Raw genomic sequence first — 13,664 nt, forward strand, 5'->3', positions numbered from 1 at the left:
CGACCTAGCTGGCGGCATCGCTCGCGCCGTCCGCGGCGTCGAAGGCCTCAAGCACCGCGGCCCCCTCCGCGAGAAGGGGTTCGCGATCGGCTGGCTGGGCCACGAGCCGCGTCACGTCGCTCATGAGGGTCTCGACGTACTGCCGCACGACGGCGTGGTGGGCCGCGTCGCCGAACCACACGAGATCACGGCACACCCGCAGCAGGGCTCGGACGACGCGTGGCTCGTTCGCGCCGTACCGCCGCACTTGTCCGAGGGCCAGGTCCAGGAGATAGGCGAAATCGCGGGCCGGTACATACAGCCTCACCGTGCCTTGCGCGTCCGCCACCGCTTGCGGGCCGTGCTTTCTGAGCGAGAGGGCCGCGAGGATCGAGCCGAGATGGTCCACCGCCTGGTTCGCGGTGTAGGGGTCGTTGATGGCGGGCGAAAGCGCCTTGGACGCGACGTCGGCGAGTTGCCGGATCCCGAAGGCGACGTCCTGCTCAAGGGTCCGTTCGTAACCGATCCGCACGCATTGTGCGAGTGCCCGGCGCAAATCAGTGCCGGCGTCGGGGGGTCGGGGACGTTCGCCGTCGTGGTTGCTCTCCCACACCCAGGCGAGCGGGGACCCGGCGATGACGTGCCGGCCGACCATAGGCACCATCCGGACGGTGAGGCCTCGGCGCGCGAGGACCCCGACGAGCGGTTCGACATGGAGGGCCTGGACATATCCCGACTGCGGTACCGGCAAGGCTGTGGCGCCAGGCGGCGGGTTTGGCATGTGAACACCCGGATCGCCCGGGACGAATGACCGCTCGATCACCTTGAGCGTAGCCCTCTCGACACCCTTCATGACTTGGTCCACCTGGATCGAATGCGAGAGATGGTGGGCGAAGAAGACGAGCATGACCATGCTCACGAACAGCAGCAGCAGCGCGCCGCTCACCGCAAGGCGCGGGTAGTCCTGGGTGCGCTGTCCACCGGCGATGCCGACCGTGTAGAGGCCCGCCGTGCTGTACGCGAACGTGGCAACGAACGCGCTGAGCGTCACCTGGTTGGGGATGTCGCGCAGGAAGTTCCGCAGCAGCCGCGGGCTGAACTGCGTCGACGCGAGCTGCAGGGCCACAACGGTGAGCCCAAGCACGACGGCGATGACCGTGACCATTGTGCTCGCGATCCCTATGAGCAGGTTCCGTGCGTCATCGGACGTCCCTTGGAAGAGCAGGACGGCGAGGGGCGACTCCGGACCGAGCTGCACCGCAGACAGGCCCGCCCCTGCGATGATCGCGAGGACGACGGCGCCTGTCGGCATCGCCCACAGGGCACTCGCAAGATACTCCCGAACGGCCTCACGCCTCACATGTGACACTCTCGGCCGACAGTCCTCGCCAGTCAAGTGGTGGCTGGGGAAAAGTAGCCTATCGGGCGGCGGGTCGCTGGCCGAGGCCTCCATCCACGGAAGCACCCGGAGGACCTTGGACCCTACACGGACTGGGCGCGGGCGGGTCAGACTGCCCTATGGCCAACATCTATATTGCTTACGGGACCGTTGAAGGACAGACGGGCCAGATCGCGGAATTTATTGCCGACGTCGCTCGCGGACACGGCCACGAGGTGCACACGGTGGATATCAAGGACGCCGGAGGCCCCCTGCCGGACGGTTACGATGCCGTCGTCGTGGGGGCTTCCGTCCATATGGGCAAGCACGAGGTCTACATCCGGGACTTTGTGCGGAACAACATCAACGTGCTTGAGCGCATCCCCTCCGCGTTTTTCTCAGTCAGCCTCGCAGCCCGCGGAGATGAGGAAAACGCGGAAAGCTATGTGGAGAAGTTCGAGACTGAGACCGGGTGGCGGCCGAAGCACGTGGGGCTCTTTGGCGGCGCTCTGCTCTACACCCATTACGGGTTCATCAAACGCCACCTGATGCAGATGATCGCCCGCGACAAAGAGAGCCTGGATACGGACACCTCGCGCGACTACGTCTACACCGAGTGGGACGGAGTGAGACGGTTCGCCGAGGACTTCGTTGCCGGATTGGCTACTCCAGTGACATAGACAGGGGGCCGAATTGCGCTGGAATCCTTGACTTCAAGTTCCGGCTCAACAAGGGTGGAGAGGACCGATCCACGCGAATTCTTGCAAATCAGGAGATCCACCATGACTCTTCCCTCAGGTCTTACTTCCGGCGTCTGGTTGCTGGACATGTCCCACAGTGAGATTGGCTTCAGCGTCAGGCACGCAGGCATCAGCAAGGTCCGTGGACGTTTCACGGACGCCACGGCAGAGGCTCGGGTGCGCGACTCCTTGGCCGATGCGTCCCTCCACGCATCCATCAAGACGGCGAGCTTCGATTCCGGTGATGCCAACCGGGACGCGCACGTCCGCGGCGCCGACTTCTTCGACGTCGAGAAGTTCCCGGAGATGACCTTCCGGGCTACCCGCGCAGAGGGCGACGGCGAGGACTACACGCTCACGGGTGATCTCACCATCCGCGGGATCACCAAGCCGGTGGAGCTGGAAGTCGAGTTCACCGGCGTCGCTGTTGATCCTTTCGGCGCGACGCGCGCCGGGTTCTCAGCCGAAACCGAGATCAGCCGTAAGGACTTCGGGCTGACGTGGAACGCGGCGCTGGAGACCGGTGGTTTCCTGGTCAGCGACAAGGTGAAAATCAACCTTGAGGCTGCCTTGGTCAAGCAGGCGGAGCCTACTGCCGCCGAATAATCCCAATAGTTAGTCCGGCGGAGCCCGCTACCCCCAGAAGAGTCTCGGCTTAGGTGTCGATGCTGGACATGTTGGGGTAGCGGGCTCCTGCTGTTGCACCAGCCGGGGCGAGTTCGTCTAGCCGTATGAGGTCCTGTTCGGAAAGTTCGACGGCGGTGGCCCCCAGGTTCTCTGCCAGGCGTTCGCGCTTCTTGGTGCCGGGGATCGGGACGATGTGGTTGCCCTGTGCCAGCAGCCACGCGAGGGCCAACTGTCCTGGCGTGCATTGCTTCTGGTCGGCGAGTTCTTTCACCCGGTCAACGAGTTCCAGGTTGCGCTTGAAGTTCTCGCCTTGGAACCGGGGTGAGTGCCGGCGGAAGTCGTTCTCGGCGAAGTCTTCTTCGGTGCGCAGTTGCCCGGTCAGGAAGCCGCGGCCCAGAGGGCTGTACGGAACGAATCCGATGCCCAGCTCCTCCAAGACCGGGAAGACCTTCGTTTCGGGCTCCCGTTCCCAGAGGGAGTATTCGGTCTGCAACGCGGTGATCCGGTGCACGGCGTGGGCGCGACGGATCGTGTCCGGTGCGGCCTCCGAGAGTCCCAGATGGCGGACTTTTCCGGCCTGGACCAGTTCGGCCATGGCGCCCACGGTGTCTTCAATAGGAACGGTCTTGTCTACCCGGTGCTGGTAGTACAGGTCGATGTGGTCCACGCCGAGGCGCTGCAGGCTGGCGTCGCACGCGGAGCGGACGTATTCGGGCTTGCCGTTGATGCCCACCCACGATCCGTCGTCGCGCCTTTCGTTTCCGAACTTCGTGGCAATCACTACGTCCCCGCGGCGCCCGGCAATGGCCTTTCCCACGAGTTTTTCGTTGGTGAAAGGCCCGTACATGTCGGCGGTGTCCAACAGGCTGCCGCCGGCGTCGAGGAAGGCGTTGATGGTGGCGAGGGATTCGCGCTCGTCCCCTTCGCCGTAGAACTCACTCATGCCCATGCAGCCGAGGCCGAGGGCGGAGACGGTCAGTGAACCAAGCGTGCGGTTTTCCATGGGTTCTCTCCTGTAGGTGGCAGAACGTGCCGGGCGGCAGGATGTGCCGGACGGCAGGACGGTGCTCAGAGAAGGGTGCGATGGACGCCACTATAGGCACGTTGGTGGAGGCGGGACAACGGGCTTGGGTGGGGTCACTGGTAGGTTTTCGGAATTGGGGGCGCAGTGAGTGCTCCCGCGCGCTTCCAAGGGAACCGATGGTGGAACGGTCCTATAGGCCGGACGGCGGGACGCTCATTGGGCGGATTCCCACGCTCCCCAAGCGGCCCGGACCTGAAACTCATGCTCATTGAAGGAGCCCTGTCCAAAGATGCATCGTCCAATGACGCATCGGGAAACATGGTGGTCGAAGATCCGAAGTCCATGGACATCGGAGCACAGGTGAAAACCGATGGTGGTTCCCAAACTTTCGAGTTGCCCCCGGGCCCGGCCGGCGGGTAGCACAGCACTCAGGTCTGCCCGGACAGGCCCCCATGCCACTACGAGTCCGGGCAGGCGTCCTCGATGAGGAACCGGGCAAGGCGGAGGGCGCGCTTACCGTACGTGGCGCCGTCGAGCACCGCGGCGGTGACGTAGGCGCCGTTGAGGACCAGAAGCAGTTCATCCGCGAGTTGCTCTGGGTCCCGGGCGCCGGCGTCCGCGGCGAGGGAGTGGAACCAGTCCCGTACCTGCTGCTTGTGCTCCACGGACACGAGGTGCGCCGGGTGGTTGCCCTCGGGGAACTCGGTGTTGGTGTTCAGCATCGGGCACCCTCGATAGGAGGCGCCGGCGGTGTCCCCCGCGAGCACTTCAAAAACAGCCACTAGCTTACCCGCGGGGGAGGGGGATTCCCCGGCGGCTTGTTCCATGCGCTCGAACCAGGCGTCGGCGCGTCCTTGCACATATGCGGTGGCGAGGGCATCCTTGGTGGGGAACTGGCGGTAGATGGTGGCATTGCCTACGCCGCACTCTTTGACCACGGTGTCCATCCCAACTGCGCGAATTCCGCGTTCATAGAACAGGCGTGTCGCCACCTCGAGCACGTTGCGCCGGTTCTCCTCGCCACTCTTGCGGGCCACGAAAAACACACTCCTTTTGAATTTCTTTCCATGTTTCCTGCATCCAGTTTGACAGACGGATCGTTCCGTCACAAACTGTTTGGGAACGATCCGTCACATCTGATCGACGCCCTACTTACGGGAGAACCCCATGAGCCCTTACAACTTCGCCGGTAAGCACGTCCTTGTCATCGGGGGCACATCCGGCATTGGACGCGCCGTCGTCGAGCACGCGGCAGCGGAAGGAGCCCAGGTCACGGCGGCCGCACGCACCACCGAGGACGTCAGCCTCCCCGACGGGGTGGCGCTAGAGCGCGTGGATCTCACCTCCACCGCCTCCGTCGAGTCCTTGTTTGAGCGGATCGGAGCCTTTGACCACTTGGTGCTCTCGGCCGGACCCGGCGCCATGGGTGGCGTCCGGGACCTGTCCACCGATGAGGTGCGGCCCTTCATGGACACCAAGTTCTGGGGCTACTACGAGGCGATCCGCGCGGCAGCGGACCGGATTGCCAAGGACGGATCCATCACCCTGGTGGGCGGGGCTGCTAGCCGCAAGCACGCACCGGGACGGCCCATGATGGCCGCAATCAACGCGGCGCTTGAGGCGTTCGGCAAGGCCAACGCGATCGATCTCGCCCCCATCCGGGTGAACGTGATCGCCCCTGGACTGGTCGACACCCCGGCCTACGCGGGAATGCCTGAGCAGATGCGCCAAGGCATGCTCGACGGCTACGCTGCGAGCGTGCCCGCCGGCCGCGCAGGGCTGCCCTCGGATGTCGCGACCGCGGCTATATTCCTCATGCGCAACACTTTCGTTACGGGTACCGTCCTGGACGTCGACGGCGGCGTGCAGCTCGTCTGATTGATCCGCCACAACAGAGAGGAATCCCTCATGGACACCATCCGCGTAGCAGTCATCGGCACCGGCATTATCGGCCAAACGCTTGCCGCCCGCTTCGTTCAGGCAGGGCACATCGTCACCATGGGCACGCGCAACCCCCAACGGGATGACCTTGTTGAGCTCGCACGCCGTGCCGGGGCCAGCCTCACGAGCATCGAGGATGCCATCAACTCATCCGAAGCGGTAGTGTGGGCGATCAACGGCAGTGCCATGGCAGACGCTATCCCCGCCTACGGCCAGCATCTGGCCGGCAAGGTGGTTATCGACGCCACCAACAACATCGGCGCCCCGAGCATGAACAGCTTGTCCCTGATTACCGAACACGCTCCCAGCGCCCACGCGTACCGGGCGTTCAACAGCCTCGGTTGGGAGAACTTCGCCAACCCGCGCTACGGCGAGCTCAACGGCGATCTCCTCTACACCGGTCCCGCCGGTCCAGCCCAGGCAGTCGCGGAAAACCTCATAGAGTCCACCGGGCTGCGTCCGATCCGCGTTGGGGATAACGACAAGGCCAAGATTGTGGACGATTTCGTCGCCCTCTGGTTCTCCCTCGCCATCGGCCAGGGCATGGGCCGGGAACTCGGATTCAAAATCCTTACCCGCTGACCGTTCATCCACTCGAATTCACACTGAAGCTGACCGTTCATCCACTCGAATTCACACTGAAAACGGAGACCCATCCATGAAGACCGCAATCCTTGGAACCGGCACTGTTGGCCGCACCATCGCAGCGCGCCTCGCCGAACTTGGCCACACCGTCACCATCGGCACCCGCGACCCGGAGGTCACCCTTTCCCGCACCGAGCCGGACGCCATGGGTACCCCGCCGTTCGCCGCTTGGGCCGTGGAGAACAGCGGCGTCTCATTGGCAGGGTTCGCCGGGGCCGCGGCCGGGGCCGAACTCGTGGTCAATGCCACCAACGGCGCCGCGTCCCTGGACGTCCTGACTCAGGCCGGAGCCGAAAACCTCGATGGCAAGATCATCCTGGACATCGCCAATCCCCTCGATTTCAGCACCGGCATGCCGCCGACGCTGTTCGTCAAGGACACCGACTCCCTCGGCGAACAGATTCAGCGTACCTTTCCCGCGGCCCGGGTGGTCAAGTCGCTCAACACTCTCAACGCGGGCCTCATGGCTCATCCGGACCGGCTGACCGAGGCGGGCAGCGTGTTCGTTTCCGGGAACGACTCCGACGCCAAGGACACCGTTACCGGGCTCCTGAAAGAATTCGGCCACCAAGACGTGATCGACCTCGGCGACATCACTACCGCTCGCGGCACCGAAATGCTCCTGCCGGTTTGGCTCCGCCTCTGGGGCGCACTCGGCACTCCGGACTTCAACTTCAAGATTGTCCGCTGCCCCTGAGGTACGGGCCGTCCGGCTCCAACATCAGACCCGTGCGGCCGACCGCACACCACTTCTCTCGAAAGGCACCCTGCCATGAAAGCTGTCCAATTCGCCGCCCCCGGCGCATCCCTTCAGATCGTTGAACGCGATATTCCCGCAGTGCCCCGCGGGCATGTCCTTGTAAAGGTCGCCGCCAACGGCATCTGCCACAGCGACTCGATGCCCGCCGCGGGCATGGCATCCTCTTACCCACGCACGCCCGGTCACGAGATCGCCGGAACCATCGAGACCCGTGGCGAAGGGGTGACGCAATGGACTCAGGGCCAGCGCGTGGGCGTCGGATGGTTCGGCGGAGCATGCTTTGAATGCGAATCATGCAGGCGCGGGGACTTCGTCTCATGCCAGGTGGGGAAGGTCACCGGGCTGACCGCCGACGGTGGCTACGCCGAGTACCTCCTGGCGCCGGCCGATGCCCTTGCCGCGATCCCCGATGCGCTCAGCTTCGCGGAGGCCGCTCCGTTGATGTGCGCGGGCGTCACGACGTTCAACGGACTCCGGCACAGCGGCGCGCGCCCCGGTGACCTTGTCGCCGTCGTCGGACTGGGAGGTCTGGGCCACCTCGGAGTTCAATTCGCCGCCAAGATGGGCTTCGAAACCGTTGCGATCGCACGCGGCGCCGAAAAGGAATCTTTCGCCCGCGAGCTCGGCGCGCATCACTACATCGACAGCACCACCACCGATGTCGCCGCAGCGCTGAAGCGGCTAGGCGGAGCCAGCGTGGTCCTGGCCACCGTCACCGACGCGCAGGCCATGTCGGTGACCATTTCGGGGCTCGCAGCCCGCGGGCGGCTCGTGGTCGTCGGTGTTCCTCACGAGCCCCTCTCTGTCAGCGCGGCGGCCCTCGTCATGGGCAGCAGTTCCGTCGCCGGGCATGCCTCGGGCACAGCGAAAGACTCCGAGGACACCCTCCGCTTCGCGGCCCTGACCGGCGTGCGCCCGATGATCGAGACTTACCCGCTGGAGAAGGCGGCAGAAGGCTTCGATCGCATGATGTCAGGGCGTGCACGTTTCCGCGTGGTCCTGACTAACGACTGAGACAGATAAACTTTCCATGACTCCACCTCGCACCCTCATCGTGGTCGCTCACCCTGATCTGGAGAACTCGCGGATCACGGCTCAGCTCACCGCAGCCATCAAGGACGTGGAACACGTCACCGTCCATGACCTCTCTGCCAGCTACCCGGACCGGCGAATCGACGCCGCGCGGGAGCAGCAGCTCTTGCGAGAGCACGAGACCATCGTCCTGCAGTTCCCCTGGCACTGGTACTCCGTCCCCGGGGTGCTGAAGGAATGGATGGACCAGGTGCTCAGTTATGGTTTCGCCTATGGTCCCGGCGGAGACGCGCTGCACGGAAAGCGGCTGCGTCTGGTCATCTCCACCGGCGGCCCGGAATCGTCCTACGCACCTGAAGGCTACAACCGCTTCACCATGGCCGAACTCTTGCGCCCCCTGGAAGCAACGGCGCACCTCTGCGGCCTGGAGATGGAAGAACCCAGGGTCCTGCATTCAGCGCCCCGTGTGACGGACGAGGAACTGGCGGCGCACGCGGGTCACTACCGAGAGCTTCTTTTGGCTGTGCCCGTGGGGGTGCGCTGAGCGGCGAGTGGGAGCGTTAGCGTCCGACGGCGGGAGGCTGGCTTCCTTGGCAGCGAGCCTCCTGTCGTGGCTGGGATACGGCGCGCGAGGGAGGCTGTCGCGCTGGTAAGTGCCGGCCGAGGAGTATGATCGGTGCCCGGCTGACTCGTGCACTTGCAGGGAGTGGGCTGACGGAACTTTCGAAGATCGGTGGTCTGATGGGCGCGAGAGAAGTGGCTTTTTCCGCAATTCTCCAACGACTTTATGGAGCGCCGACCAAGGTTCCACGGGCGAGACTGGCGGATCTTCCCCCTTCAGCGCAGCGTGAAATTCTACGGGCATACCGAAGCCTTGGGGGTGTCCTCGACATTCCCGTCCTGGCTCCGGGGAATTGGGATTTCGCCTTTGCGGGTGGGCTCCTCTTTGAACTGGATGAAGACCTCCACTTCAACCGCTACCGAGCCTCGACGTTTAACTTGCCCTGGTCCGAGGCGCTACCGTGGTCAAGTGATTACCGACGACACTGTTTAGTCGGGGAGGAAATGTGCATGAAGTCCGGCCGATTTGGTGCCAGATGGACATCTGCAGCCACTTCAAGAATGTTTGGAGCCGGGGACCCTCCGGGTGTACTCACGTCCAGGGGGTCTCCGCGCTGGAAACAGCGAGCCCTTTACGATGCGATCAAGGACGCTGTCTCTGTGCATAGCGGTCAGCATCGCTTGGCACGGATATCCATCCACGACGTCATCTCGGGCGTTAGTGTCAACGATTTGTTGCACGGTAAGAGGAAAGTGTCGGAATCCGCGGTTCATGAATTTCTTGCCGCCCGCACAACAATATTTCGGCCCGTGCGGTAGCGCCACGCAACCCGCTGCGAAGTAGAAGGCCGCGGCCGTGGCGTACCCTGGCGCAGTGACTAATTTCATTGGGGGAGAGGCAACGAGGAAGTTGCCCGAGGGTTTGTACGAACTGCTGAATACCGACCTCCTCGGAGAGCGGCTAGCTCAGATACCGGAAGTGCAGCCGATCTTCGCGGATGTAGACAATGAAGCAAGCGCGGATGTCCTCTCCCGGCACGTGGCAGCAGTCGTCCGCCAAGCCCTTGTTGAGGCCGAACCCACGGAACGCGTCGCTCTCGCGAACAAATTCCTTCAGGGACTATGGGATTCAGACCGCATTGCACCGGGTCCCACTCAGCTCCAGTCGCTCCACCGCCCAGACACTCTAAAGCGCCGGAATCTGCGCCGCCCCACCACGCCGCTATCAGACTCGGCCCTCCTCACAAACAGCAAAGACGATCCGAATCTCGCAGCCGAGCTTCGAACTGAGATTGAATCGGCCGATACCGTTGATCTTCTCTGCGCGTTTGTGCGCTGGACCGGCCTCCGATTGCTCCAGCCCGCACTCGAGCAACTGAAGGAACGCGGTGCTCGCCTGAGAGTCATCACCACCACGTACATGGGCGCAACCGAGCGCCGCGCGATCGACGAGCTGGTGACCCGGTACGGGGCCGAGGTGAAGATCAGCTACGAAACCCAGGCCACGCGCCTCCATGCGAAGGCCTGGCTATTCCGCAGGAACTCAGGATTCGATACCGCCTATGTCGGCAGCTCCAATCTCAGCCAAGCGGCCCTCCTCGATGGCCTCGAATGGAATGTCAGGCTTAGTTCCATCGGAACGCCGGCACTCCTGAATAAGTTCCAAGTCACCTTCGACAGCTACTGGGCACAGCGGGCTTTCCAAAGCTACGACCCGGAGCGTGACGGAGAAAAGCTCGACGCCGCACTGGAGCGCAACGGCGGACGACGCACGGCAGCCCCGGACGCAGTCACGGGCCTGGAAGTGCAGCCCTTCCTTCACCAGGAGGAGATGCTTGAAGACATCGAAGCCGAGCGGATCAAGGGCTTCAACCACAACCTCGTCGTTGCGGCAACCGGCACCGGAAAGACGGTGATCGCCGCACTCGACTACAAAAGACTGTGCGAGGCCGCCGGCGGTGATCTGAAGCTGCTCTTCGTTGCGCATCGCCAAGAAATCCTCAAACAGGCGATGCGCACCTACCGTGACGTTATGCAGGACGGCACTTTCGGTGAACTCTATGTCGGGGCACATAAACCGGAGGAGTGGAAGCACATCTTCGCGTCGGTACAGTCTCTTTCGTCCCTCGGCATTGAACAGCTGGAAGCGGACTTCTTCGACGTAGTGGTCATCGACGAATTCCACCACGCCATGGCGCCCACCTACCGCCGGTTACTGGACCACCTCCAACCGCAGCAGCTCCTCGGACTGACCGCGACGCCGGAACGCGGCGACGGAGTCGACGTCGCCAAACAGTTCTTCGACGGCCGAACCGCTTCGGAGCTCCGACTCTGGGACGCTCTCGACGCCGATCTGCTGGTGCCGTTCCACTATTTCGGCGTCTCCGACGACGTCGACCTGAGCCAACTGGAATGGAAGCGCGGCAATTACGACGCCGCCCAGCTGAACAACCTCTACACCGGCAACGACGCTCGCGCAGCGAAGGTGATCCGTGAACTTCGAGACAAAGTCACCAGCACCGACCAGATGCGGGCCATCGGCTTCTGCGTGTCGGTCCAGCACGCCCACTACATGGCGGAGGTCTTCAACCGCGCCGGGATTGCCTCCGTTGCGGTCGACGGGAGCACCCTCGACGCCGACCGGGCCGCGGCGCTGGAACGGCTCCGCCGGCAGGAGATCAACTGTATCTTCGCCGTCGACCTCTTCAATGAGGGTCTTGATCTGCCGCAGGTGGACACCATCCTGCTGCTTCGGCCAACGCAGAGCGCCACAATCTTCCTCCAGCAATTGGGACGTGGGCTGCGCCGTGCCCAGGGCAAGGCAGTGCTGACGGTTATGGATTTCATCGGCCAGCAACGCCGTGAGTTCCGCTTCGATCTGCGTTACCGGGCGCTGACTGGCTATGGACGCAAGGAGCTGGAGGAGGCCGTCGAGGATGAGTTCCCATATCTTCCTTCGGGCTCGCAGATCGTGCTGGACCGGGTGGCGCAGAAGGTGGTGCTGGACAACATCAAAGCGCAGCTGCGGTTCAGCCGGGCACAGCTGGTCCGGGACATCGCCTCGTATGCGGAGACCGAGCTGGAGACGTACCTGAAGCAGTCCGGGAACGACGTGAAGTCGATCTACCGATCCACAAGGGATTCCTGGACTGGCTATCTTCGCCAGGCGGGGCTGATCGAGGGGTTCTCGCCGCTGGAGACGGTCCTCAGCGGGAGAATCGATGAACTCTCCAATGCCGACGAGAGAAGGCTCCTCGGCCGTATGGCAGCGCTCATCCACGTGGACGATCCGGAACGTGCCGAGGCGTACTCGATGCTGGTAAGCCCCGACGCGCCCCGCTATGCCGCGCTCGGCATGCGGGAGCAGACTTTCGCGAGAATGCTGTTCTACACGCTTTGGGACGACGGCGGCGGTTTCCAGTCGTACGACGCTGGCCTGGACTATCTGCGCGGCTACCAGTTTGTGTGCAACGAGATTCGTCAGATCGTGAAGCTCGGGGTTGCGGCTTCCAAACATGCAGCTAAGGGGCTGGGAGCGGGGTTGCAGCACATTCCTCTGTTGTCGCATGCGAGCTACCGGCGGGAGGAAATTCTGGCGGCCCTGCAGTACGGTTCGCTGGAGCTTGGCAAGAACGTTCAGCACCGGGAGGGAGTGGCCTGGTGCCCGGCGACGTCCACCGATGCCTTCTTTGTCACCCTCAACAAGGACGACAAGAAGCACTCTGCAACGACGATGTACAAGGACTACGCCATCAGCCCCGAGCTGTTCCATTGGGAGTCGCAGAACGCGACTTCGCCCGGAAGCCCGACGGGAAGGCGGTATCTGGACCGGGATTCGCATGGCTCGAAGGTCTTGATTTTCACACGGGATACGGCCGACGACGAAACCGGGCTGACTGTCCCCTACACATCCCTAGGGCAAGTGGACTATGTGCAGCACTCCGGCGAGAAGCCGATTGCGATTACGTGGAAGCTCCACCGGCCGATGCCGGCGGATGTGTTTGCGACCGCGGCAGCGGTGGCACAGTGACACCCGCAGTCGTGCAATTAGTTGGCTCCTTCGGTCGTGCTTGCAGGCAGGGCCGCGAGTGCGAACGTTGAAAGGACCTTTGCTCTTAGTTTCGGTAATCTGATTTGTACACGTTATGGCCGGGCTCCGACGTTTTAGGAGAGATTCTTGAACACGCCAGCCAGCCCCCTCCGTTCGCCCACCCTCACGAGTTCTCTCGCATTGACGTACCCGAGCCGCCGCCGTTCCAATCTCTTCTGCTGGCTCGGTGACGGTATCTGGGCACCCTTCGCACGGTTGCACCTGCTGCAGGCCGCAACGAAGTTCTGCAGCGACGTCGCACCGCCCTTCGACCACGGGTAGAAATGATCGCCGTGTTCCGCCGGACGGGAGCAGCGCCGGCGAAAGCCAGTCTCCATTTCGCACTGTCCGTTGGCCCGCGCCATCCCCTCTTGGCGTTGTTGGCGCGTGAAGCGACGCAGAGGGTCGCGCCGTCGCAGGTCCCTACCGCGAATGATGATGGCAACGACAACGACGGCGATGATGAGCAAGCCCGGCGTCGAAGCCGCGGCAAGGACGGCATTGAACATCGGACGCATGACGTCGATAGCCGAAGTGGGTCGCTGGTTACTCCCAGGGTGCGCGACAGCGAGGATGCATGCGGCAAAGAGCCAGATAACTGAGCCGAACATGACGAGTCGGAGCGTTTGCCGAGTCCAGTAGATGCGCTTCAATTCCAACATCGTGCCCCCAAGAGTCTCTCAATTCCGGGCCGCATGCGACGCGCCCGGTCCAGCCAGATCCTAGCTAAGAACTCAGCCTTACGGCAGATCTGGGGTGAGTATCTTTCGCAATCAGCGCGGCCCGTAAGTAGGGCACGGCCGGAACTGCCTAGTCTTTGTTTGGCGGAAACCAAGGAACCCCAGGCTTGATGCCAAGGACGAAGAAAAGAAAGATGATGCTGAACA

13 protein-coding genes are annotated in these 13,664 nt (G+C 63.3%); 9 read left to right on the forward strand and 4 right to left on the reverse strand.

Annotated elements, in window-relative coordinates:
• Positions 1 to 4 precede the first annotated feature (4 nt).
• On the reverse strand, positions 5 to 1,339 hold the full coding sequence (locus tag A3M3_RS24690) for a DUF2254 domain-containing protein (RefSeq protein WP_197023205.1): 1,335 nt from the start codon (positions 1,337 to 1,339) through the stop codon (positions 5 to 7).
• A gap of 158 nt (positions 1,340 to 1,497) precedes the next feature.
• On the opposite strand from A3M3_RS24690, the gene A3M3_RS0110540 reads away from it, so the two are divergent.
• Together A3M3_RS0110540 and A3M3_RS0110545 are read left to right on the forward strand one after the other, a co-directional pair.
• Positions 1,498 to 2,037 carry a flavodoxin domain-containing protein gene (locus tag A3M3_RS0110540; protein ID WP_028266290.1) on the forward strand — a complete coding sequence of 180 codons (540 nt, stop codon included), beginning with the start codon at positions 1,498 to 1,500 and terminating at the stop codon, positions 2,035 to 2,037.
• 102 nt (positions 2,038 to 2,139) lie between these two features.
• On the forward strand, positions 2,140 to 2,703 hold the full coding sequence (locus A3M3_RS0110545) for a YceI family protein (protein ID WP_028266291.1): 564 nt from the start codon (positions 2,140 to 2,142) through the stop codon (positions 2,701 to 2,703).
• A 49-nt stretch (positions 2,704 to 2,752) separates the two neighbouring features.
• On the opposite strand, the gene A3M3_RS0110550 is transcribed toward A3M3_RS0110545, so the two are convergent.
• Positions 2,753 to 3,727: an aldo/keto reductase gene (locus A3M3_RS0110550; RefSeq protein WP_028266292.1), complete on the reverse strand. Its 975-nt coding sequence runs from the start codon at positions 3,725 to 3,727 to the stop codon at positions 2,753 to 2,755.
• 479 nt (positions 3,728 to 4,206) lie between these two features.
• Complete coding sequence (locus A3M3_RS0110560) at positions 4,207 to 4,785, reverse strand: TetR/AcrR family transcriptional regulator (RefSeq protein ID WP_028266293.1); 579 nt, start codon at positions 4,783 to 4,785, stop codon at positions 4,207 to 4,209.
• A gap of 130 nt (positions 4,786 to 4,915) precedes the next feature.
• On the opposite strand from A3M3_RS0110560, the gene A3M3_RS0110565 reads away from it, so the two are divergent.
• From A3M3_RS0110565 to A3M3_RS0110590, 7 genes are all read left to right on the forward strand, one after another.
• Complete coding sequence (locus A3M3_RS0110565; RefSeq protein WP_028266294.1) at positions 4,916 to 5,626, forward strand: SDR family oxidoreductase; 711 nt, start codon at positions 4,916 to 4,918, stop codon at positions 5,624 to 5,626.
• A gap of 30 nt (positions 5,627 to 5,656) precedes the next feature.
• Entirely contained in the window at positions 5,657 to 6,271 is a 615-nt protein-coding gene (locus tag A3M3_RS0110570; protein ID WP_028266295.1) for an NADPH-dependent F420 reductase, read from the forward strand.
• A gap of 76 nt (positions 6,272 to 6,347) precedes the next feature.
• Positions 6,348 to 7,031 carry an NADPH-dependent F420 reductase gene (locus A3M3_RS0110575; protein ID WP_028266296.1) on the forward strand — a complete coding sequence of 228 codons (684 nt, stop codon included), beginning with the start codon at positions 6,348 to 6,350 and terminating at the stop codon, positions 7,029 to 7,031.
• A 75-nt stretch (positions 7,032 to 7,106) separates the two neighbouring features.
• Positions 7,107 to 8,108 (forward strand): alcohol dehydrogenase catalytic domain-containing protein, encoded by a 1,002-nt coding sequence (locus A3M3_RS0110580; RefSeq protein ID WP_028266297.1) that lies wholly within the window; start codon positions 7,107 to 7,109, stop codon positions 8,106 to 8,108.
• Between the two features lie 16 nt (positions 8,109 to 8,124).
• The gene (locus A3M3_RS0110585; protein ID WP_028266298.1) at positions 8,125 to 8,670 is read left to right on the forward strand and encodes an NAD(P)H-dependent oxidoreductase; all 546 of its coding nucleotides are present in this window, start codon (positions 8,125 to 8,127) and stop codon (positions 8,668 to 8,670) included.
• 197 nt (positions 8,671 to 8,867) lie between these two features.
• Positions 8,868 to 9,506 (forward strand): DUF7255 family protein, encoded by a 639-nt coding sequence (locus tag A3M3_RS29520; protein ID WP_442853116.1) that lies wholly within the window; start codon positions 8,868 to 8,870, stop codon positions 9,504 to 9,506.
• Between the two features lie 91 nt (positions 9,507 to 9,597).
• Positions 9,598 to 12,717, forward strand: a complete 3,120-nt coding sequence (locus tag A3M3_RS0110590) for a DUF3427 domain-containing protein (RefSeq protein WP_269317320.1) — start codon at positions 9,598 to 9,600, stop codon at positions 12,715 to 12,717.
• 134 nt (positions 12,718 to 12,851) lie between these two features.
• Here A3M3_RS0110590 and A3M3_RS0110595 read toward each other — a convergent pair whose 3' ends face one another.
• Complete coding sequence (locus A3M3_RS0110595) at positions 12,852 to 13,439, reverse strand: HNH endonuclease (protein ID WP_028266300.1); 588 nt, start codon at positions 13,437 to 13,439, stop codon at positions 12,852 to 12,854.
• Between the last annotated feature and the right edge of the window lie 225 nt (positions 13,440 to 13,664).

This window comes from Arthrobacter sp. MA-N2, from assembly GCF_000517125.1.
GTDB classification, from domain to species: domain Bacteria; phylum Actinomycetota; class Actinomycetes; order Actinomycetales; family Micrococcaceae; genus Arthrobacter; species Arthrobacter methylotrophus.

What these genes read in the sequence shown, in the direction of transcription:
- A3M3_RS0110540 (WP_028266290.1), top strand. Translation starts at nt 1,498, where the DNA reads ATGGCCAACATCTATATTGCTTACGGGACCGTTGAAGGACAGACGGGC.
- A3M3_RS0110545 (WP_028266291.1), top strand. Translation starts at nt 2,140, where the DNA reads ATGACTCTTCCCTCAGGTCTTACTTCCGGCGTCTGGTTGCTGGACATG.
- A3M3_RS0110550 (WP_028266292.1), bottom strand. Translation starts at nt 3,727, where the DNA reads ATGGAAAACCGCACGCTTGGTTCACTGACCGTCTCCGCCCTCGGCCTC.
- A3M3_RS0110565 (WP_028266294.1), top strand. Translation starts at nt 4,916, where the DNA reads ATGAGCCCTTACAACTTCGCCGGTAAGCACGTCCTTGTCATCGGGGGC.
- A3M3_RS0110570 (WP_028266295.1), top strand. Translation starts at nt 5,657, where the DNA reads ATGGACACCATCCGCGTAGCAGTCATCGGCACCGGCATTATCGGCCAA.
- A3M3_RS0110575 (WP_028266296.1), top strand. Translation starts at nt 6,348, where the DNA reads ATGAAGACCGCAATCCTTGGAACCGGCACTGTTGGCCGCACCATCGCA.
- A3M3_RS0110580 (WP_028266297.1), top strand. Translation starts at nt 7,107, where the DNA reads ATGAAAGCTGTCCAATTCGCCGCCCCCGGCGCATCCCTTCAGATCGTT.
- A3M3_RS0110585 (WP_028266298.1), top strand. Translation starts at nt 8,125, where the DNA reads ATGACTCCACCTCGCACCCTCATCGTGGTCGCTCACCCTGATCTGGAG.
- A3M3_RS29520 (WP_442853116.1), top strand. Translation starts at nt 8,868, where the DNA reads ATGGGCGCGAGAGAAGTGGCTTTTTCCGCAATTCTCCAACGACTTTAT.
- A3M3_RS0110595 (WP_028266300.1), bottom strand. Translation starts at nt 13,439, where the DNA reads ATGTTGGAATTGAAGCGCATCTACTGGACTCGGCAAACGCTCCGACTC.